Genomic DNA, 17893 nt, shown 5'->3' on the forward strand with positions numbered 1-17893 from the left:
GCTACTCCTCTACAATCTCGACAAGGTGCTTGACCTTGAAGATCATGCCGCGGACGGACTCGTTGTCAGCAATCTCGCGAACCTCGCGGATCCTGTGGAGACCGAGGGCACGGACAGTACGGACCTGGTCCTGCTTGCAACCGTTGGTGCTGCGGACCTGCTTGATCTTGATGGTGTCAGCCATGCTTAGTTCTCCTTACCGACGAACATCTCGGAGACCGTCAGGCCACGGCGAGCCGCGACGTCCTCAGGGCTGGAGAGCTCCTTGAGGCCCTCGACGGCAGCCTTGATGATGTTGAGGCCGTTGTCGGTACCGAGGGACTTGGACAGGACGTTCTTGATGCCAGCAAGCTCAAAGAGGGGACGCACAGCGCCGCCGGCGATAACGCCGGTACCCTCGACAGCGGGCTTGATGATGATGCGGCCGGCACCAAAGTGGCCGAGAACCTCGTGCGGGATGGTGCCCTCTTCGGTCACCGGCACGTGGAACATGTTCTTCTTGGCATCGAGAGACGCCTTGGAGATGGCCAGGGGCACCTCAGCGGACTTGCCCATGCCAACGCCGACGTTGCCCTTGCCGTCGCCAACGACGACGAGAGCGACGAGGCTCATGCGACGACCACCCTTGACGGTCTTCGACACGCGGTTGATGTAAACGACGCGCTCCTCGAACTCGGAGGCCTCGCGCTGCTGCTTCTGATTACGAGCCATGTGCTACATACCTCCTAGAACTCGAGACCGGCGGCACGGGCACCGTCGGCGAGGGCCTTGACGCGGCCATGGTAGATACGGCCACCGCGATCGAAGGCGACCTTGGTGATGCCGGCCTCGATGGCGCGCTTGCCAACGAGCTGACCGACCTTCTCCGCAGCCTCCTTGTTCGAGGTGTGGGTGCCCTTGAACTCGGCCTCGAGGGTCGAGGCAGAGACGAGCGTCAGGCTGGAGCCCTTGCTGTCGTCGATGATCTGGGCATAGATGTTGGCGTTAGTACGGGTCACGCGAAGACGCGGACGCTCGGAGGTACCCGAGACCTTGCCGCGAACACGACGCTGACGACGCTTGAGGCCTTCCAGCTTCGCCTTATGCTTGTTCATACGTAAACTCCTAAAAAGGTTGATCTTGCCAGCACCTGACGGGGTGCTGGTCTTATGCGAGTGAGTCGGTTACGACTACTTGGCGGCCTTACCCAGCTTGCGGCGGATGTGCTCGCCAACGTAGTGGATACCCTTGCCCTTGTAAGGCTCGGGAGGACGATGGCCGCGAATCTCAGCGGCGATCTGACCGACCTGCTGCTTGTTGATACCCTTGACGTTCACGTGGGTGTTGTCGGGAACCTCGAAGGTGATGCCCTCAGGAGCCTCGACGATCACGGGGTGCGAGAAGCCCAGGGAGAACTCGAGGTTCTTGCCCTTCTGCTGCACGCGGTAACCGACGCCGGCGAGCTCGAGCTTCTTCTCGAAGCCCTCGGAAACGCCAACAACCATGTTGTGGATGAGGGCGCGGGTGAGGCCGTGGCGGGCACGGGTCTCACGCTCGTCGTCGGGACGGGAAACGGTGAGGACGTTGTCCTCGACGTTGATAGCGAGCTTCTCAAAGACATCGAGCTCGAGCTGGCCCTTGGGGCCCTTGACGACAACGTTGTTGCCGTTGACTGCCACTTCGACTCCGGCGGGAATCTGGACAGGCTTATTACCGATACGAGACACGGTGATCTCCTTTCCTTCTACCTACCGAGCGAATTACCAGACGTAAGCGATGATCTCGCCGCCGACGTTGTGCTTGCGAGCATCGCGGTCGGTCATGACGCCATGGCTGGTGGAAATAATGGCGGTGCCAAGGCCACCACGGACGCGGGGCATGTCGGCAACGCCGGTGTACTTACGCAGGCCCGGCTTGGAAATGCGGCGGATGCCGTTGATGACCTTAGCCTTCTTGGGACCATACTTAAGCGTGATGTGCAGAGTCTTCTGGGGAACGGTGTCCTCGACATCGTAGCCCTCGATGTAGCCCTCCTCGTGCAGAACACGAGCGATCTCGACGAGCTTCTTGCTGCTCGGCATGGAGACCGTGGCCTTGTTCACAGAGTTAGCGTTACGGATGCGCGTAAGCATATCTGCGATCGGGTCTGTAAGGTTCATACAGATTCTCCTTCGTTCTTGATGAACACGTGCTCTTGGTTCTTCGCCGCCCTTAACGGCAAAGCCTTTTTAGCGCGTTTTCCCTGTTCCAAACTGATGCTTGAAACGCTGGTAGTGACTTACCAGCTGGCCTTCTTAACGCCGGGAAGCTCGCCCTTGAGTGCAAGCTCGCGGAAGCAGACACGGCACAGGCCGAACTTGCGGTACACAGAGTGCGGACGGCCGCAGCGCTGGCAGCGCGTGTACTCACGAGTAGAGAACTTCTGCTTGCGATTGCACTTGACGATCATCGATGTCTTAGCCACTTATATCCTCCTCACATAGAGTATTGTTCGCCCCAAGCGCCGCCCCCTTGTGGGAACGGCGCTTATAGGGCAGGTGAACCTATTTCTTGAACGGGAAACCGAAGGCGTCCAGAAGGGCCTTGGCCTCCTCATCGGTATTGGCGGTGGTCACGAAAGTGATGTCCATACCGCGCTGGTGATCGACGGAGTCGAAGTCGATCTCGGGGAAGATGAGCTGCTCGGTGACGCCCATGGAGAAGTTACCACGGCCGTCGAAGCTCTTGGCGGAGATGCCGCGGAAGTCGCGGATACGGGGGATCGCGACGGAGGTCAGACGATCGAAGAACTCCCACATACGGTCGCCACGCAGGGTAACCTTGCAGCCGATCGGCATACCAGCGCGCAGGCGGAAGGTAGCGATGGACTTGCGGGCACGGGTAATCATCGGCTGCTGGCCGGTGATGGCGCGCAGGTCGCGCACGGCACCGTCGATGGCCTTGGAATCGGTAGCGGCCTCGCCGACACCCATGTTCACGACGATCTTCTCAAACTTGGGGATCATCATGACGTTCTCGTACTGGAACTTGTCCTGAAGCTGCTGCTTGACCTCGTTGTTGTACTTGGTCTTCAGACGCGGCACATACTTCTCTTCTGCCATTGTTCACTCCTTCTTGGGGTTTTAAGCACGGGGCGTGGCCACGATGGGTTGTCCTCGTGCCTCCTGGCTGCATCCGCGCCGCTCATGGCATTTCGCGGTTTGGACTCGACGCAGCAGGAGCCGACAAAACAATCGGTACTATACGCGCATTGGGTGCGTATTTCCAGAAAAACCTCGTCTGCCTGCACAACTCCACAACTCCCCCGCACAAATGGATCCCGAAAAGCAGTTGCGGTGAAATAGGGACTGTTTGGCGGCCTAACAGGCTTAAACAATCCGTATTTCACCGCAACTTAGGTGGTCCATGGTGATAGAGAAACGAGAGTGGATTTTCGGACGCACGAGAGTGGATTATCGGACGCACAACACACGAGAGTGGATAATCTCCCACTTTTGGCCAAGATGCAGGCCAAAAGTGGGAGAAAAGCCACTCTCGATGGAGTCCCTCGTTTCTTGGGAGATTGCTTTGGCTGGAGCGTGCCGATTACTTGAGCGTGATGCAGGAGGCGAGGATGTTGGCGTAGTCTTCCACTGGCATGCCGAAAGCATCGTCTGCCTCGAGCTTGTATGAGCCTTCTACCGGATGGGCCGATCCACCTGAAAGCCAAACTGAGTAACCTTCCGACGTTTTCCCTAGATCTCTAAAGAAAACAGGCCCGAAACCACCCAAGCTGTTATCGTGCACGATAATGGTAAAATCCGCGGAGTGGTCATCTTGATCCGCACCGGTCCTATGAACCCTGAACCACTTGGCAAATGAGCCGGATGCCTGACTTTCGGTGACCTCGTAATCATCAATAGGGAACCAGTCGGGAAGAACCATAGTGAAGTAGTCCGTATCGATGGTTCTTGCCTGTCTTGCCTCTTCTGCCTGGCGCTTGGCTTCTTCCTCGGCTTGCTTGGCGGCTACGGCGTCATCGCGGCGCTTGGTTGCCGCTTGGGCCAATGCATCGACATCAAAGGAAAAGCCAGCCTTCCTGGCGCCCGCGTCTTCCTCGGCATATTTCTTGGCGGCGGCAATCTCGTCGTCGGTCACCTCGGTTGCCTCGACCGGAGCGAGCGAAACGTTGCCGGCATCGATGCTCTTTTTGCCCTCCGCCTTCTTGCTAACCTTGACGTCGACCTTTTCGCCCGGCACGGCATAGATGGTGCCATCGGCTGCAATGGGCGAGGCTGCGACCTCGGCCTTATAGCTGCCGCGACGGAGCTCGACGCCCGCCCCCGTGCTGTCGACATAGCGAACGACGTCAACCTTCTTGCCGCGCGCCTCCTTGCCGGTGATGTGCAGCGGCAGCCTGCTCGCGCCGGCCGATGTGTCCCACCCCTCGGCCGAGACCGTAAACCGCACGGCGTGCTTTGCGGCGAGGGCCTCTTGCTCGGCCGCCTCGCGCGCCTGCTCGGGTGCATAGATACCAAAGTAATAACCGGCTCCGCCACCCACGGCGAGCAGCGCCACCACGACGGCAGCGATGATGAACGGCTTCTTGGAACGCTTGGGGCTGGACGCGGCAGCCTCAGCCGCCATGTCGACTTGATGCGACCCGGTAGGTGCTGCGGCATTAACGGGCGATGGGTTCGCCCCTCCCGTTTGCACTTGATCATCTGGCACGACGGATGCGCCGCATACGGCGCAGAACTGGGCTCCGTCCTCGATTTTCGACCCACAGTTTCGGCAGAACATCCAAGCTCCCTCGTTCGGTACCCGTTCAAGACGGGCATGCTTGAGCGCCCACGCGCATGGCGGAGCGCAATCTCTTCTAAGCATATGCTAGGAGCGAATTGTCAAACGTTGTTGCGCAACAATGCCGGGTAAAGCCTCAGCATCCAGCCATCCCCAAATAAGTTGCGGTGAAATAGGGACTGTTGAACGGCTTAACAGGCTTAAACAATCCGTATTTCACCGCAACTTATTGGTGGGGATACGGCTAGCGCTTGCGGGGGACGAGTTTGGTGCGGCGCAGGTGGATCATCTCGGCGGCGATGGAGATGGCGATCTCCTCGGGGTCCTCGGCCTCGATGGCGACACCGATCGGCAGGTGCAGCTCGTCGATCTGCTCCTGCGTAAAGCCCTCCTGCTCCAGGCGGGCACGCACAAAGGCCGTCTTGCGGCGCGATCCCAGGCAGCCCAGGTAGGCAGGCTTGGCGCGCATGGCCTGAATCACCACGTCTATATCGGACTTGTGACCCGCCGTGGCGACGACCACCAGGTCGCGCGGGCCGATGGGGCACTGCTTGCTCAGGTTCTTGTAATCGACCAGGCGACGATCGTAGACACCGGGCACCCATTCGGGGGTCAGCGTGCCGGGGCGGTCGTCGCAAGCCACGACGGCAAAGCCCGCCGCCGTGAGCACGCGCGCCGTCGCGGCGCCCACGTGGCCGCAGCCAAAGATGTAGGTCAGGCCCTCGGGGCAGAGCGTCTCGATGTGCGCCGGGGGAATCTCGGAGGCGGCGTTGGTGTAGGTGACCTTACTCCCCTCCTCCACCAGCGAAAGCCCGGGGCAGCCCGCAATGGTGCGGCGCGATTCCTCGCCATGGTACTCGGCCACATCGCCCTCGAGCGCGCTCGCGATAAACGGCTCAAAGTCGATGACGAAGTCGCCGATGCGCCGATAGGCCAAGACGTCGGCAATTTCCCGGAACAACGGTGCCCGGGTCTCATCCAGATGCAAGTAGCACAGGCAGATGGCTCCGCCGCAGATCATGCCGGTATCGGAGCTCTCGCCGCCCATGGTGTAGCGGACCAGACGCGACTGTCCCGCGCTCAGGAGCTCGCGCGCCTCGTCCAGCGCAAAGAGCTCAATCTTGCCGCCGCCGATGGTGCCCGTTTGGCTGCCATCGGCAAAGACGGCCATCCAAGCGCCCACGCCGCGCGGCGATGACCCTGCCGTGCCGGCAACTACCACCAACTCGCACGTCTTACCAGCCTTCAGAGCGCCAAGCGCAGCATTCACCACATCGAGCTTTTCCATTGCAATTTCCTATCCCTGGAATACACCGGTGAGCATGGCGAGCGCCTCGAGTACACCGCCGCCGACCGACGTCGCCTTGTCCGAAATATAGTTGATATAGCTGGCATCGCCACGCGGATCGACATCGGCACATTTAAAGCCCTCAGTCACCTGCACGCCGTTCGCCAAAAGCCCGCGCAGACAGCCATCTATCTGCGTGCACATGGGCGTATCGCCCGCGTAGCCGATCACGTCTCCGGCGCTCACGATGTCGCCGATTGCGCGGTCGGACCGAAACACGCCGGCGGCGGGGCTGTGGATAACGCGCTCCTTGCCATAGCCGGCGATAATGCCCGGCACACCCGTGTTGGGTTGGGGCGAGCCCTGGGTGATGACGCGGCCGAGGAAATGACCGCGCATGGTCTCGACCACGGCGTCGCAATCGACCGGCGCGGTAAAGCCCGGCCCCACGGCGATGACGACAGGCGCCATATCGCGCGTGGTACCCAAGTTGCGCTTAGCCAAAATCGCGTCGACCACAGCCGCGGGTTTCAACTCGCCGAGCATCTTGGCCTGGGGGTCCACCACAACGGCGACGTCTCCGGCCTCGGTAATCGCAAGCGCCTCAGCCGGCGTCTGTGCCAAGCGAGCGCGAATGCCTTCGACCTCGACCTCGCCCAGGCGAATGGCCTCGCAAAAACTGATTGTGCGGCGGATGCACGTGGGAACCGCGATATCGGCCATAACGACCGACACGCCGGCGCGCACCAAGCGAGCGGCGACGCCCGTGGCGATATCGCCGGCACCGCGAACATAAACGAGCATTCCCGGGGCACCTCCCTGTGCTACGGTTTGAGCAGAGCAAAAGCGGTTCGACCGCTACTCTGATGATTATTTATTATCACAGTATTATACGGCGGTGAACAGATGGAAACGACGAGCGGAAACCTTGCCTCCGCGCTCAAGATCGAGCCGGGCATTACCGCAATTATCGGCAGCGGCGGCAAGTCGACCTTGCTGAAGACGCTGGGCCTTGAGCTTATGCGCGCTGGCGGCCGCGTGCTCCTCTGCACCACCACGCACATGTTTCCCGTCGCCGGTGTGCCATGGGACGGGTCGAGCCGTCGCCTGGACGCCGCACCTTGGAAGCCGGGGGCCCTGCATGTTCCCGGCTGCACCTGCGAGGCCTGCGCGGGCATGAGCCGCGGAAGTATCTGCCAGGCGGGTGTTTTGGGCCCCGAGACGGGTAAGCTCTCCGCCCCCGCCGAGCCGCTCAACGAGCTGGCGCAGCGCTTTGACTATGTGTTGGCCGAGGCAGATGGCAGCAAGCGACTCCCGCTCAAGGCGCATGCCGCCTGGGAGCCGGTAATTCCCGCCGCCGCGGCAAACGTTGTCTGGGTCGTCGGCGCCTCGGGGCTGGGCAAGCCCGTCACCGAGGTTGTCCACCGCCCCGAGCTCTTCTGCGAGCGCTGCGGCTGCGAGCCCACCGACGCTGCCACCCCAGAGCGCGTCGCCATGGTGCTCAATGCCGAGCTGCGGATGCTGAACCTCAACAATGCCCGCATCATGCTCAACCAAGTCGATAAGCTCAGCGACCCCACGATGGCCGACCGCTTTGAGGCCGCCCTCGGCCGCCCCCTCATCGCCACCAGCCTCAAATAGCCGGCGCTGCCCCACCAGACCTATAAGTTGCGGTGGAATAGTTCCTGAAACGGCCTATTTGGCGGCTAAACAGGAACTATTTCACCGCAACTGCGAAGGGAATTCGGCGCCCTTCCTGCTAGCGGGGCACGTAGCGGCCGGGCTGGGCTCCGGTGGGCTCGCCGTCGCGCGCGGCCAGCACGCCGTTCACAAACACAGCCTTGGCGCGGCCATGTGCCTCAAAACCCTCGAGCGGCGTGTAGTCCACAGCCTGATGCTGCGTCGCGGCACTGATCGTCCAGCGCGCCTTGGGATCCCATACGCACACGTCGGCATCGGCACCCTCGGCAAGACAGCCCTTGCGCGGATACATGCCAAAGACGCGCGCCGGATTCTCGCTCATCAAGCGGCACAGATCCTCGGGACCCAGCTGTCCCTCAAAGCTCGTAGCGATCGCGACGGGGCGATGCTCCACACCGGGCCCGCCGTTGGGAATCGCGCGGAAGTCGTCGCGCCCGCGGTCCTTTTGCCCATGCAGGTTAAAGCTGCAGTGGTCGGTCGCAATCGTATCGATCTCGCCGGCCACAAGCGCCTCGCGCAGGGCTGCGCGGTCACCCGCATGGCGCAGCGGCGGGCTCATCACATACTTGGCACCCGCAAAGCCGTCCTCGCCCTGCTCCAAGTAGCACGTATCGTCGAGCATCAGATACTGAGGGCAGGTCTCGACATAGATATTCTTCTGCCCGCGCGCCTTGGCGGCACGGATGGCCTCGAGCCCCAGCTTGGTCGAAAGGTGCACCACGTTGACCGGTGCGTCGCCGGCCAGGTGCGCCAGATATAGCAGACGGCTCACTGCCTCGGCCTCACACACGTCCGGACGGCTGAGCGCATGCCCCTCGGGCCCATGAATCCCCTGCTCGTACACGCGCTTCTGCAGTTCATTCACCAACGTGCCATTCTCGCAATGCACGCACAGGATACCGCCCAGGCGCTTAAGCTCCTCCAGTACCTCGAGTGTCTCGGCATCGTCCAAGCGCAGATGATCGTAGGCAAAGTAGGTCTTGAACGACGATACGCCCGCCTCGCGCATGGCCGAAAGGTCGGCGCGGTTGCGCTCGTTCCACTCGGCGAGTGCCATATGAAAGGCGTAGTTGGCCGTGCAGGTTCCGTCGGCGCGGCGATGCCACTCGGCCAAGGCATCGGGCATAGTCACGCCGCGATCGGCCGTCGCGTAGTCCACGATGGTCGTCGTGCCGCCGCAGGCAGCCGCGCGCGTGCCGGTCTCAAAGCTATCGGCTGTCCAATCCATGCCGGTCCAGCACTGCATGTGCGTGTGGCCGTCGATAAAGCCGGGAAACACCCAGCAGCCCGCGGCATCCTCGACGGTATCGCCCTCGGCCGGCTCAATCGCCGTGGCGACCCGCACGATCTTATCGCCCTCCATAGCAAGATCGGCGCGGCGAAGTCCCTGTGGCGTCACGAGCGCGCCGTTTTTGATGATGATCATGTTGCTCCTTATTGATTAATACAGTTGGCCACGCGATCAAAATACGAGCAGGCAGCGATATGCTCCGTTATGCGTTGCTGTCCCTTGGCGGTATCGACGTCCCACAGCTCGTAGGCACGCGCCTCGACCAGCACCACGTCGATACGGCCCTTGAGGATCGAACCGCCGCCGTCCTTGCCCTCAAGACACATAAGCGCAGCGAACAGTTCCGCCGGGAAGAGCACCGGGCTCGAAGGCTCACCGTTGCACGCAAGACGCACCGGATGCTTGCGGCCACGCTCGTCAAACGCGCGAGCCATAGCCTCAAAAGAATCCGAACTCACGAGCGGCTGGTCGCCCGGCAAAAAGAGGCAACCTTTCCAGTTGCGTTCGACTCCCCACGAAAGGCCCGCACGGACGCTTTCGCTGCGCAGTTTGCCATCGTGCAGCACGCACGGGCAATGCTTGTCCTCGCAAATCTGGGCGACCTCGGGCCAACGCGTCGAAACCACAACGTCAAAGCCCTGGGGAACCGAATCGATGGTCCGGGCAATCAGCGGCTCGCCATAGATATCGGCAAGCATCTTGTTAGAGCCAAACCGCTTGCCCTCGCCCGAAGCCATAATGACGCAACCAAGTTTCATCTCCGCAAACCTCCCCTGGCTGCTTTGGACACCATAGTTGCTATACCCACCATACCAAGCTCACACTCCGTCGGAACAGGCACGCACTCGTTTTCCAGCGAACGACCCTTGGCTCTCCATAGCACAAAGGAGGGCACCCCGCGACGCAGGGCACCCTCCTCAATGGTGCAGATATGCCTACTCAGCGTCGCCGGTAAACGTGGTACCGGTCTTGCCGGCAAGACCGTCACGTGCCTTCTCGAGCAGCGTGATGAGCGCCGTGCGGCCCGGCTTGCTCTCGGCAAACGTCGAGGCGGCCTGGACCTTGGGCAGCATGGAGCCGCGACCGAACTCGTTGGCCTCGGACAGACGCTTTACGTCAGCCGCGGTCAGCGTGTCGAGCCACTGCTCGTGGTCGGTGCCAAAGCCAATGGCAACCTTCTCCACGGCCGTCAGGATAATCAGGGCATCGGCATCGAGCTGCTCGGCGAGCTTCTCGGCCGCAAAGTCCTTATCGATGACGGCGGCAGCGCCCTTAAGGTGGTTGCCTCGGGCCTTGGTGACGGGAATGCCGCCACCGCCGCAGGAGATCACCACGTGGTTGGACTCGACGAGCGACTTGATGGTGTCGAGCTCGACGATGTTCACGGGCTTGGGCGAGGCAACCACGCGACGGAAGCCCTGCTTCTCGTCATGGATGAACTGATAGCCGCGGTCGGCCTCCAGCTCCTTGGCCTCGGCCTCGCTCATCCACGGACCAATCGGCTTGACCGGGTCGGCAAAGGCCGGGTCGTCTGCCGCAACCTCGACCTGGGTGAGCACGGTGGCGACACCCTTGTCGATATTGCGGTCGAGCATCTCCTCGCGCAGGGCGTTTTGCAGGTCATAGCCAATGTAGCCTTGGCTCATGGCGCCGCAAACGGACAGCGGGCAGGGAATGTACTTCTGAGGGTTAGAGCGCGTGAGCTCGGCCATCGCGTTGGCGATCATGCCCACCTGGGGGCCGTTGCCATGCACGACGACGACCTCGTTGCCCTCCTCGATCAGGTCGACGATAGCCTTGGAAGTCGTCTTGACGGCCTCCATCTGCTCGGGAAGGTTGGCGCCGAGGGCGTTTCCGCCCAGGGCGACAACGATACGCTTAGCCATTTCTCAGCCCAGCTTTAGGCCTGGAACCAGCGGGCGGTGTTGCGCTCGTCGAGGGCCTTGAGGGTAGCGGCGGGATCGGCAACCTTCTGCAGGAACATCATGGCAGCGATGGCGTACGGCTTGTAGCTGGCCTCCTTGTACATGCCCACACGGTGCATGTCGAAGACGTCGGCGTTGACCTCGCCGTGCTCGCAAGAGACACCAGAGATGTCGGCGGGCAGCGGGTGCATAAAGATGGTGTCCTGGCCGTTGGCAGTCTTCTCCATGAGCTCGGTCGTGGAGCACCAATCCTGATGCGTAGCGTTCTGGGCGAGCAGCTCCTTCTCGAGCGCAGCGATGCCGGCGTCGTCGCCCTCGGCGTACAGATTGGTGCGCTTCTCCATGGCGGCAAACGGAGCCCAGCTCTTGGGGATCACGATGTCGGCGCCATCGAAGGCCTCGGCCATGGTGTTGACCTGCTTAAAGGTGGTGCCGGACTCGGCGGCGTAGCCCTTAGCGCGCTCGACGACCTCGGGCATGAGGTCGTAGCCCTCGGGGTGGGCCAGGGTGACGTCCATGCCAAAGCGGGGCAGCAGGCTGATCAGCGACTGCGGGCAGGACAGCGGCTTGCCGTAAGAGGGCGAATAGGCCCAGGTGACGGCGACCTTCTTGCCCTTGAGGTTCTCGAGGCCGCCAAACTCGTTGATGAGGTAGAGCATGTCGGCAGAGGACTGCGTGGGGTGATCGGAGTCGGACTGCAGGGAGATGAGCGTGGGACGGTGATCCAGAACGCCGTCCTCGTAAGCCTGCTGGACAGACTCGGAGACCTCGGCCATGTAGGCGTCGCCCTTGCCGATGTACATGTCGTCGCGGATGCCGATGACGTCGGCCATGAAGGAGATCATGGTAGCGGTCTCGCGGACGGTCTCGCCGTGAGCGATCTGGGACTTCTTCTCGTCCAGGTCCTGCAGCTCAAGGCCGAGCAGGTTGGCGGCCTTAGAGAAGGAGAAGCGCGTACGGGTGGAGTTGTCGCGGAACAGGGAGACGGCCAGGCCCGAGTCGAAGATCTTGGACGAAACGTTGTTCTCACGCAGCTCGCGCAGTGCGTCGGCGACGATGTAGAGAGCCTTGAGCTCATCGGTGGTCTTGTCCCAGGTGTGCAGGAAGTCGCTGCCGTACATACCCTTAAAATCGAGGCCGTTCAGCTGCTCGACGAGCTCGGTAAACTTGGCGTCCATGTAAATGTCCTTTCTAAAGGTGAAACGATCGCAATGAGTAGATGCGCTCCGGCATGCGCGTGTGGCTAGAACATGCAGAGCGCTATGACGAGGACCCGCCACCGTCGAGGAAGCATGGGAGATAACGACCGCGGGCCCCAAGTCAACAGGAGGCGCCGGGGGCATAAACTGCCCCCGGCTCAACAAGATCGAGGAATGGGACTAGTCGATCTTGTTGTTGGTCAGACCGGCGCGGAACACGGTGGCGTCGCCATCCGCCTGGCTCGGATCGTAGAGGTTCAGGGCAGCCACATACATGGCGGCAGCGGTGACCAGGTCGTCCTTGTAGGTGACCTCGTTGGGAGCGTGAGCCTGAGACTCGGCACCCGGGCCAAAGCCGACGCAGGGGATGCCATAGCGGCCCTGGATGGAAACGCAGTTCGTGGAGAAGGTCCACTTGTCGCACAGCGGACGACCGGTGCGCTTGTCCATGCTGGGCTCGCAGCCGATGCGCTCGTCACCGAACATGGCCTTGTGGGCGTCGACGAGGGCCTTGACGTGCGGAGCGGTCTCCTTGTTGATCCACGTGGGGAAGTAAGCCTCGGTCTCGTAGACCTCGCCGGTCCAGGACGGACGGTCGTACATGTACATGGAGACCTTCACGTCGTCGCCGTACTTCTTGGCGGCCGGCAGGTTGCGGATCTCGTCCAGGCAGGACTCCCAGGTCTCACCGGCGGTCATACGACGGTCGATGGAGATGGCGCAGGAGTCAGCGACAGCGCAGCGGCTGGGGCTGGTGTAGAAGATCTGGCTGACGGTGCAGGTGCCGCGACCCAGGAAGCGAGCGTCCTCGAAGTGCTCGGGGTTGTACTTGGGGTCGAGCATCTTGACGAGGCCCTTGATGTCGGTCGACTCGTCGCAGCCGTTGTTGTTGAGGGCGCGGACGTCGGCGATGATGTCGGCCATCTTGTAAATGGCGTTGTCACCGCGGTCGGGAGCGGAGCCGTGGCAGGAGGTGCCGTGAACGTCGACGCGGATCTCCATGCGGCCGCGGTGACCGCGATAGATGCCGCCGTCGGTGGGCTCGGTGGAAATGACGAACTCGGGCTTAATGCCGTCCTTGTTGTAGATGTACTGCCAGCACATGCCGTCGCAGTCCTCTTCCTGGACGGTGCCGACGACCATGATCTTGTAGCCCTCGGGGATGAGGCCCATGTCCTTCATCATCTTGGCAGCGTAGGTAGCAGAAGCCATGCCACCCTCCTGGTCGGAGCCGCCGCGGCCGTAGATGATCTCGTCGGTCTCGTAACCCTCATAGGGATCGGCATCCCAGTTATCGATGTTGCCGATGCCGACGGTGTCGATGTGAGAGTCGATGGCGATAATCTTGTCGCCCTCGCCCATAAAGCCCATAACATTGCCCAGGCCGTCGACCTTGACCTCGTCATAGCCAAGGCTCTCCATCTCGGCCTTGATGCAAGCGACAACCTCGCCCTCCTCGCAGGACTCAGAGGGATGGCTGATCATAGCGCGCAGGAAGCGAGTCATATCAGCACGATGGGACTCAGCAGCAGCCTTGATAGCGTCGAAATCGAGTTCTTTAGCCATAACAGTCAACCTTTCTACAAGGGTTTACCTACAGGTAGATATTTCAGATAGATCACTTGTGCCAAGTAGCGTGAGGTCGAGCACCCCACAAGCAAGTGGACGTAGGGTGGCGGAGCATATGTTTGCTCCGTCGCGAGTTCCGCACGCAAAGGAAAGCACTTAATGTGCTTTCCGTCTTGCGCAGGACTGTTCGAGCAGGGAGCAAATATATGCTCCGCCACCCGGACAGGTCAGGCCTGCTAACAGGTGGGGTACTCGCCCTCCCAGACGATGCGACGGTACTGATCCGGATCCGTGTCGCCCTCGGTGGAGAAGCAGAGCACGGAGCTCGTCTTGTCCAGGCCGATGAGCTCCTTGAGCTCGGCGTACTCGGGATCGAGCATGAGGGTCTCGACCAGGCCGGTGGTCACTGCGCCGGACTCGCCGGAGATGACGCGCGGGTCGCCCTTCTCGGGGGCGCCCAGGGTGCGCATGCCGCGAGCGGTGACCCAGTCGGGGCAGGACACGAAGGCGGTAGCGTGGTTGCGCAGGATATCCCAGCCCAGGATGTTGGGCTCGCCACAGCACAGGCCGGCCATGATGGAGGGCATGTCGCCGTCCACGATGCGCGGGTCGCCGTCGCCGGCGGCAGCGCCCTTGTACAGGCAGGCGGCCGGAGCGCACTCAACCACAACGAAAGTCGGCGGGTTATCGGGATACAGGTTGGTGAAGTAGCCCACCACGGCGCCGGCGAGCGAGCCTACGCCAGCCTGGACAAAGACGTGCGTCGGGCGGTTGATGGCCATCTCGCGCAGCTGCTCGGCAGCCTCGGAAGCCATGGTGCCGTAGCCCTCCATGATCCAAGACGGAATCTTCTCGTAGCCCTCCCAGGCGGTGTCCTGAACGATGACGCCGCGCTCGCAGGCGTCGGCCTCGGCGGCGGCCATGCGCACGCACTCGTCGTAGTTGACCTCTTCGATGGTCACCGTGGCGCCCTCGGCGGCGATGTTATCGAAGCGGGGCTTGGTGGAACCTTTGGGCATGTGCACGACGGCCTTCTGGCCCAGCTTGTTGGCAGCCCATGCCACGCCACGGCCATGGTTGCCGTCGGTGGCGGTAAAGAAGGTGGCCTGGCCAAAGTCCTTGGCAAGCTGATCGGAGGTCAGGTAATCGAAGGTGCAGTCGGCAACGTCCTTGCCGGTCTCGTCGGCAATATAGTTGGCCATGGCAAACGAGCCGCCCAGGACCTTAAAGGCGTTGAGGCCAAAGCGATAGCTCTCGTCCTTAACGCACAGGTTGGACAGGCCCAGGCGCGCAGCCTGACCGTCCAGGCGAGCAAGCGGAGTAACGGTATATTGAGGGAACGACTGGTGGAAGGCACGGGCCTTCTTCACGTGGTCGAGGCTCATGATTCCCAAGTGCTTGTCATCGCTCTTGGGCATCGTGTTGCCCGCCCACTGGATCTTATCGGCCATACGGTGAACTCCTTAAGTCCTCTCTTGCCGGCCCCCGCATACGCGTTTCAGCCCATTCCCATTCATGCGACTGAACTTTTATGTGGATGCCAAACAAAAAGTTTGTTAGCACTGTTCTATCACACTTTTTGATTGGCAAACCTAACAAATTGTTTGTTGCCGTAATCGGTACCTTTTCGCCGCCGAACGGTCACATAGCGCAGCGACGCTTTCGTTATTTGCGAACAAGTGGGGTTTATGGCAAAGTGAGCCCAAACTAATTTTTAGGAAGGCACCCATGACCCCCGCACAGATAGAGTTTTACAAGCGCCTTGCACACGGCCTGGCGCTTCAGTTTGGCCCCAACTGCGAAGTCGTCGTCCACGACTTGGAGACCGAGGACGTGGACCACTCCATCGTAGTGATCGAAAACGGCCACGTCAGCGGACGCAAACTAGGTGACGGTCCCAGCCATATTGTGCTTGAGTCCATGCACGAGGGCACCGCCGACGTGCACGACCGCGAGCCATACCTCACCAAAACCGCCGATGGCAAGCTGCTCAAGTCCTCGACCATCTTTATCCGCAACGACGAGGGCAAGCCCGTCGGCATTTTGGGCATTAACTTTGACATTACGCTCATGAAGGCTTTTGAGCGCTCGCTCGATGCCTTTACCGGCACCGGCGGCACGGGTTACACCGAGCCCGAGCCCATTACCAAAAACATCGGCGACCTGCTCGAAGACCTGCTGCGCGAGTGCGAACAGTTTGTGGGCAAGCCCGCGGCGCTCATGACCAAAGACGAGCGCATCCGCGCCATTGGCTACCTCGACCGTCGCGGCGCCTTCCTCATTTCCAAGTCGAGCGAGCGTGCCTGCGAGTTCTTCGGCATCTCAAAGTACAGCTTCTATAGCTACCTCAACGAGGCAAAGACTGCCGCCGGCGACAAGTAGGCAACTCGGCCGGATCGCCCCTCCCCTTTTGGGCGCGAGTTCTGGAATGCACGAATCCGAGAGTCGGCCGCTAGGCAAGTTCCATATAATCGATGAATGTGAGCATTTCGAAAGGATGGAACAAGATGGGGTCGAGCAACGCATCACGCAACTGCCGCGGAGGCACCGTTTCTGGCGCCAGGCATGCGAAACGCGCGTTTGACGAGGGCGAAGACGATCTGTTTGCGTTGAGCCTCGACGACGTGATGAGCGACCGCCCTTGGACCGCCGAGGAACTCATGGGCGGCGGAGCTCGCCCGACAAGTGCAAAGCCCGCACCTTCCGCCACGCCCGCATCGGCATCCGTGCCCGCGGACGACTTTGCCACCCGTCCCATCGTGCAGACAAAGCGTAAAGCCGCCCCTGCGCCCCGTCCTGCTAGCGATCCGTCCGAGACGGCGGCATTTCTCGCTGCAGCGGCACAGCGCCCCACGGCAGACAGCACGATTCGCTACGCTGCCCCGCAGCAGTCGGCATACACGGCTCCCGAGCCCGAGCTCGAGCCGCCTGTCATGGATCTGGATGATCTTTCCAACCGCCAGTTTGCCTTTGATTCCTGGGCGGCGGCAGATCTGGACGAGACCTCGGGCGGCATGCCGGCGCTCGACATTCCGGTAAACCCCCTGTTTGCGGCCGCCGAGGAACGCAACTCCGCATACGACAGCACCGCAGCATACGCCAACCGCCCGTACGAACAACCTCGCGCCGGCCGTATCGAAACCGAGGATTACGGCCAAACGTCGAGCGGCTATTCTCGCGACCCGTTTGCCGCCGCGCCCGCCCCCGATTACAACCAAGCGAGCGTAAGGGCAGCCTCGGCATCGTCGTATACCCACGGCACCGACGATAAGCGTGCTGCCGATTACCACACCGAAGAAGAACCGCCGCGCTTTTCGGAGTTTTCGCAGGCGGCAAAGGTTGTCTTTATCGCCATCATCATCGCTCTGCTCGGCGTGATCGCGTTTGAGGGATTCCAGCTATTCCGCGGCCCCACCGCATCCGAATCGGCAACGCAGCAAAAAGAGGACGACAACCAGTACCTGGACATCAACGCCCTCAAGGGCGACCCCAACAGCTAGGTTGGAACATAGGCTATGCCGCACCCCTGCTTACGTGCAGTTTTACATTTTTCCGTAATTTGGGCGGCTCGAATTTGACACTTTTCCGTACTTTTACATGGGCGATTTCGACACTTTTTCGTGTGTTGGCCGAATAATTGCTGTGTAATCAAGCGCCGCCTGCACATCATTTCGCAGGCGGCGCTTGATTTCTGTCCGCGCGCGCTGATAGACTTCCTCTTGCCCGCAAGGAGCGGGCACGTTTTATCCAGAGTCGGGGTAGAGAGTTGGCTCCATGATCCCGACGCCAACCGGCCAAGAGGCACGGTGGCCCTGCCAACATCGATGAAAGGAGTCCGTATGGACAATTTCTCTGTGCGCGGCGAGCGCAACTTCCACAACCTGGTCGCCAAACCAAAACGAATGCATCTTCTGGACAAGCCGAACGGCTACGCCTCGGCCACGGTCAAGAGCAGCCTCTCCCACCAGATGCGCTTTACGGTGCAGATGCTCGAGGAAGAGCTCTGTGCTGCTGGCAACCCGCATGTGTTGCAGATCAAGCTGCTCGGAGACGACTCGCGTGAGCCGTCCAGCTGGAAGCTCTTCGCTCATATGACCCAATCCGCTGTCAAGAGCCACAATGGCCCCGCCGACCGCTTGCAATCGGTCGGCGGGGCCTG

General features: G+C 61.3%; 20 protein-coding genes, 1 pseudogene and 1 riboswitch. Of the genes and pseudogenes, 4 read left to right on the plus strand and 17 right to left on the minus strand.

The window, feature by feature from the left end; genetic code table 11:
* Position 1: 1 nt before the first annotated feature.
* The 11 genes and pseudogenes from rpmD to yqeB form a co-directional block, all read right to left on the minus strand.
* Positions 2 to 184 carry a 50S ribosomal protein L30 gene (rpmD, locus tag ACKUUJ_RS06980; RefSeq protein WP_006235266.1) on the minus strand — a complete coding sequence of 61 codons (183 nt, stop codon included), beginning with the start codon at positions 182 to 184 and terminating at the stop codon, positions 2 to 4.
* A 2-nt stretch (positions 185 to 186) separates the two neighbouring features.
* Positions 187 to 711 (minus strand): 30S ribosomal protein S5, encoded by a 525-nt coding sequence (gene rpsE / locus ACKUUJ_RS06985; RefSeq protein ID WP_118270230.1) that lies wholly within the window; start codon positions 709 to 711, stop codon positions 187 to 189.
* A 14-nt stretch (positions 712 to 725) separates the two neighbouring features.
* Positions 726 to 1094 carry a 50S ribosomal protein L18 gene (rplR, locus tag ACKUUJ_RS06990; RefSeq protein ID WP_006235264.1) on the minus strand — a complete coding sequence of 123 codons (369 nt, stop codon included), beginning with the start codon at positions 1092 to 1094 and terminating at the stop codon, positions 726 to 728.
* 75 nt (positions 1095 to 1169) lie between these two features.
* Positions 1170 to 1706 (minus strand): 50S ribosomal protein L6, encoded by a 537-nt coding sequence (gene rplF / locus ACKUUJ_RS06995; protein WP_006235263.1) that lies wholly within the window; start codon positions 1704 to 1706, stop codon positions 1170 to 1172.
* Between the two features lie 33 nt (positions 1707 to 1739).
* Positions 1740 to 2138, minus strand: a complete 399-nt coding sequence (gene rpsH, locus ACKUUJ_RS07000) for a 30S ribosomal protein S8 (RefSeq protein ID WP_006235262.1) — start codon at positions 2136 to 2138, stop codon at positions 1740 to 1742.
* Positions 2139 to 2257: 119 nt separating this feature from the next.
* Entirely contained in the window at positions 2258 to 2443 is a 186-nt protein-coding gene (locus ACKUUJ_RS07005; protein ID WP_022094280.1) for a type Z 30S ribosomal protein S14, read from the minus strand.
* Positions 2444 to 2522: 79 nt separating this feature from the next.
* Positions 2523 to 3080, minus strand: coding sequence for a 50S ribosomal protein L5 (gene rplE / locus ACKUUJ_RS07010; protein ID WP_006235260.1), 558 nt, complete (start codon positions 3078 to 3080; stop codon positions 2523 to 2525).
* A 484-nt stretch (positions 3081 to 3564) separates the two neighbouring features.
* Entirely contained in the window at positions 3565 to 4605 is a 1041-nt protein-coding gene (locus ACKUUJ_RS07015; protein ID WP_409065140.1) for a hypothetical protein, read from the minus strand.
* Between the two features lie 93 nt (positions 4606 to 4698).
* A pseudogene (locus ACKUUJ_RS07020) lies at positions 4699 to 4845 on the minus strand (zinc-ribbon domain-containing protein); the annotation flags it as partial.
* 160 nt (positions 4846 to 5005) lie between these two features.
* Positions 5006 to 6049, minus strand: a complete 1044-nt coding sequence (locus ACKUUJ_RS07025) for an XdhC family protein (protein ID WP_409065126.1) — start codon at positions 6047 to 6049, stop codon at positions 5006 to 5008.
* 9 nt (positions 6050 to 6058) lie between these two features.
* Complete coding sequence (gene yqeB, locus ACKUUJ_RS07030; RefSeq protein ID WP_409065127.1) at positions 6059 to 6853, minus strand: selenium-dependent molybdenum cofactor biosynthesis protein YqeB; 795 nt, start codon at positions 6851 to 6853, stop codon at positions 6059 to 6061.
* 102 nt (positions 6854 to 6955) lie between these two features.
* On the opposite strand from yqeB, the gene yqeC reads away from it, so the two are divergent.
* Positions 6956 to 7690, plus strand: coding sequence for a selenium cofactor biosynthesis protein YqeC (gene yqeC / locus ACKUUJ_RS07035; RefSeq protein WP_409065128.1), 735 nt, complete (start codon positions 6956 to 6958; stop codon positions 7688 to 7690).
* Between the two features lie 118 nt (positions 7691 to 7808).
* Here the strand turns inward: yqeC and hydA are convergent, their stop codons facing one another.
* From hydA to dpaL, 6 genes are all read right to left on the minus strand, one after another.
* The gene (gene hydA, locus ACKUUJ_RS07040; RefSeq protein WP_409065129.1) at positions 7809 to 9176 is read right to left on the minus strand and encodes a dihydropyrimidinase; all 1368 of its coding nucleotides are present in this window, start codon (positions 9174 to 9176) and stop codon (positions 7809 to 7811) included.
* A gap of 8 nt (positions 9177 to 9184) precedes the next feature.
* Positions 9185 to 9799: a nucleotidyltransferase family protein gene (locus ACKUUJ_RS07045; RefSeq protein ID WP_409065130.1), complete on the minus strand. Its 615-nt coding sequence runs from the start codon at positions 9797 to 9799 to the stop codon at positions 9185 to 9187.
* 177 nt (positions 9800 to 9976) lie between these two features.
* A complete protein-coding gene (arcC, locus tag ACKUUJ_RS07050) occupies positions 9977 to 10927 on the minus strand; it encodes a carbamate kinase (RefSeq protein ID WP_409065131.1) in 951 nt (316 codons plus the stop codon).
* A 14-nt stretch (positions 10928 to 10941) separates the two neighbouring features.
* Positions 10942 to 12144 (minus strand): knotted carbamoyltransferase YgeW, encoded by a 1203-nt coding sequence (gene ygeW / locus ACKUUJ_RS07055; RefSeq protein ID WP_409065132.1) that lies wholly within the window; start codon positions 12142 to 12144, stop codon positions 10942 to 10944.
* A gap of 201 nt (positions 12145 to 12345) precedes the next feature.
* Complete coding sequence (locus ACKUUJ_RS07060) at positions 12346 to 13731, minus strand: YgeY family selenium metabolism-linked hydrolase (protein WP_195232234.1); 1386 nt, start codon at positions 13729 to 13731, stop codon at positions 12346 to 12348.
* A gap of 239 nt (positions 13732 to 13970) precedes the next feature.
* Positions 13971 to 15185: a diaminopropionate ammonia-lyase gene (gene dpaL / locus ACKUUJ_RS07065; RefSeq protein WP_117769413.1), complete on the minus strand. Its 1215-nt coding sequence runs from the start codon at positions 15183 to 15185 to the stop codon at positions 13971 to 13973.
* 277 nt (positions 15186 to 15462) lie between these two features.
* Here dpaL and ACKUUJ_RS07070 point away from each other — a divergent pair, with 277 nt between their 5' ends.
* From ACKUUJ_RS07070 to ACKUUJ_RS07080, 3 genes are all read left to right on the plus strand, one after another.
* Positions 15463 to 16116 (plus strand): transcriptional regulator, encoded by a 654-nt coding sequence (locus ACKUUJ_RS07070; protein WP_409065133.1) that lies wholly within the window; start codon positions 15463 to 15465, stop codon positions 16114 to 16116.
* A 125-nt stretch (positions 16117 to 16241) separates the two neighbouring features.
* Complete coding sequence (locus ACKUUJ_RS07075) at positions 16242 to 17234, plus strand: hypothetical protein (RefSeq protein WP_409065134.1); 993 nt, start codon at positions 16242 to 16244, stop codon at positions 17232 to 17234.
* Positions 17235 to 17474: 240 nt separating this feature from the next.
* A riboswitch (SAM riboswitch) is annotated at positions 17475 to 17565 on the plus strand.
* Between the two features lie 8 nt (positions 17566 to 17573).
* Positions 17574 to 17893, plus strand: a 320-nt coding sequence (locus ACKUUJ_RS07080; protein ID WP_409065135.1) for a hypothetical protein, incomplete at its 3' end; no start/stop codon positions are given.

Origin of the sequence: Collinsella sp. wc0583 (genome assembly GCF_046116915.1) — a bacterium.
Lineage (GTDB): Bacteria > Actinomycetota > Coriobacteriia > Coriobacteriales > Coriobacteriaceae > Collinsella.

What these genes read in the sequence shown, in the direction of transcription:
- rpsE (WP_118270230.1), bottom strand. Translation starts at nt 711, where the DNA reads ATGGCTCGTAATCAGAAGCAGCAGCGCGAGGCCTCCGAGTTCGAGGAG.
- rplR (WP_006235264.1), bottom strand. Translation starts at nt 1,094, where the DNA reads ATGAACAAGCATAAGGCGAAGCTGGAAGGCCTCAAGCGTCGTCAGCGT.
- ACKUUJ_RS07070 (WP_409065133.1), top strand. Translation starts at nt 15,463, where the DNA reads ATGACCCCCGCACAGATAGAGTTTTACAAGCGCCTTGCACACGGCCTG.
- ygeW (WP_409065132.1), bottom strand. Translation starts at nt 12,144, where the DNA reads ATGGACGCCAAGTTTACCGAGCTCGTCGAGCAGCTGAACGGCCTCGAT.
- dpaL (WP_117769413.1), bottom strand. Translation starts at nt 15,185, where the DNA reads ATGGCCGATAAGATCCAGTGGGCGGGCAACACGATGCCCAAGAGCGAT.
- rpmD (WP_006235266.1), bottom strand. Translation starts at nt 184, where the DNA reads ATGGCTGACACCATCAAGATCAAGCAGGTCCGCAGCACCAACGGTTGC.
- ACKUUJ_RS07015 (WP_409065140.1), bottom strand. Translation starts at nt 4,605, where the DNA reads ATGGCGGCTGAGGCTGCCGCGTCCAGCCCCAAGCGTTCCAAGAAGCCG.
- yqeC (WP_409065128.1), top strand. Translation starts at nt 6,956, where the DNA reads ATGGAAACGACGAGCGGAAACCTTGCCTCCGCGCTCAAGATCGAGCCG.
- yqeB (WP_409065127.1), bottom strand. Translation starts at nt 6,853, where the DNA reads ATGCTCGTTTATGTTCGCGGTGCCGGCGATATCGCCACGGGCGTCGCC.
- hydA (WP_409065129.1), bottom strand. Translation starts at nt 9,176, where the DNA reads ATGATCATCATCAAAAACGGCGCGCTCGTGACGCCACAGGGACTTCGC.
- ACKUUJ_RS07060 (WP_195232234.1), bottom strand. Translation starts at nt 13,731, where the DNA reads ATGGCTAAAGAACTCGATTTCGACGCTATCAAGGCTGCTGCTGAGTCC.
- rpsH (WP_006235262.1), bottom strand. Translation starts at nt 2,138, where the DNA reads ATGAACCTTACAGACCCGATCGCAGATATGCTTACGCGCATCCGTAAC.
- ACKUUJ_RS07075 (WP_409065134.1), top strand. Translation starts at nt 16,242, where the DNA reads ATGGGGTCGAGCAACGCATCACGCAACTGCCGCGGAGGCACCGTTTCT.
- ACKUUJ_RS07045 (WP_409065130.1), bottom strand. Translation starts at nt 9,799, where the DNA reads ATGAAACTTGGTTGCGTCATTATGGCTTCGGGCGAGGGCAAGCGGTTT.
- rplE (WP_006235260.1), bottom strand. Translation starts at nt 3,080, where the DNA reads ATGGCAGAAGAGAAGTATGTGCCGCGTCTGAAGACCAAGTACAACAAC.
- ACKUUJ_RS07025 (WP_409065126.1), bottom strand. Translation starts at nt 6,049, where the DNA reads ATGGAAAAGCTCGATGTGGTGAATGCTGCGCTTGGCGCTCTGAAGGCT.
- arcC (WP_409065131.1), bottom strand. Translation starts at nt 10,927, where the DNA reads ATGGCTAAGCGTATCGTTGTCGCCCTGGGCGGAAACGCCCTCGGCGCC.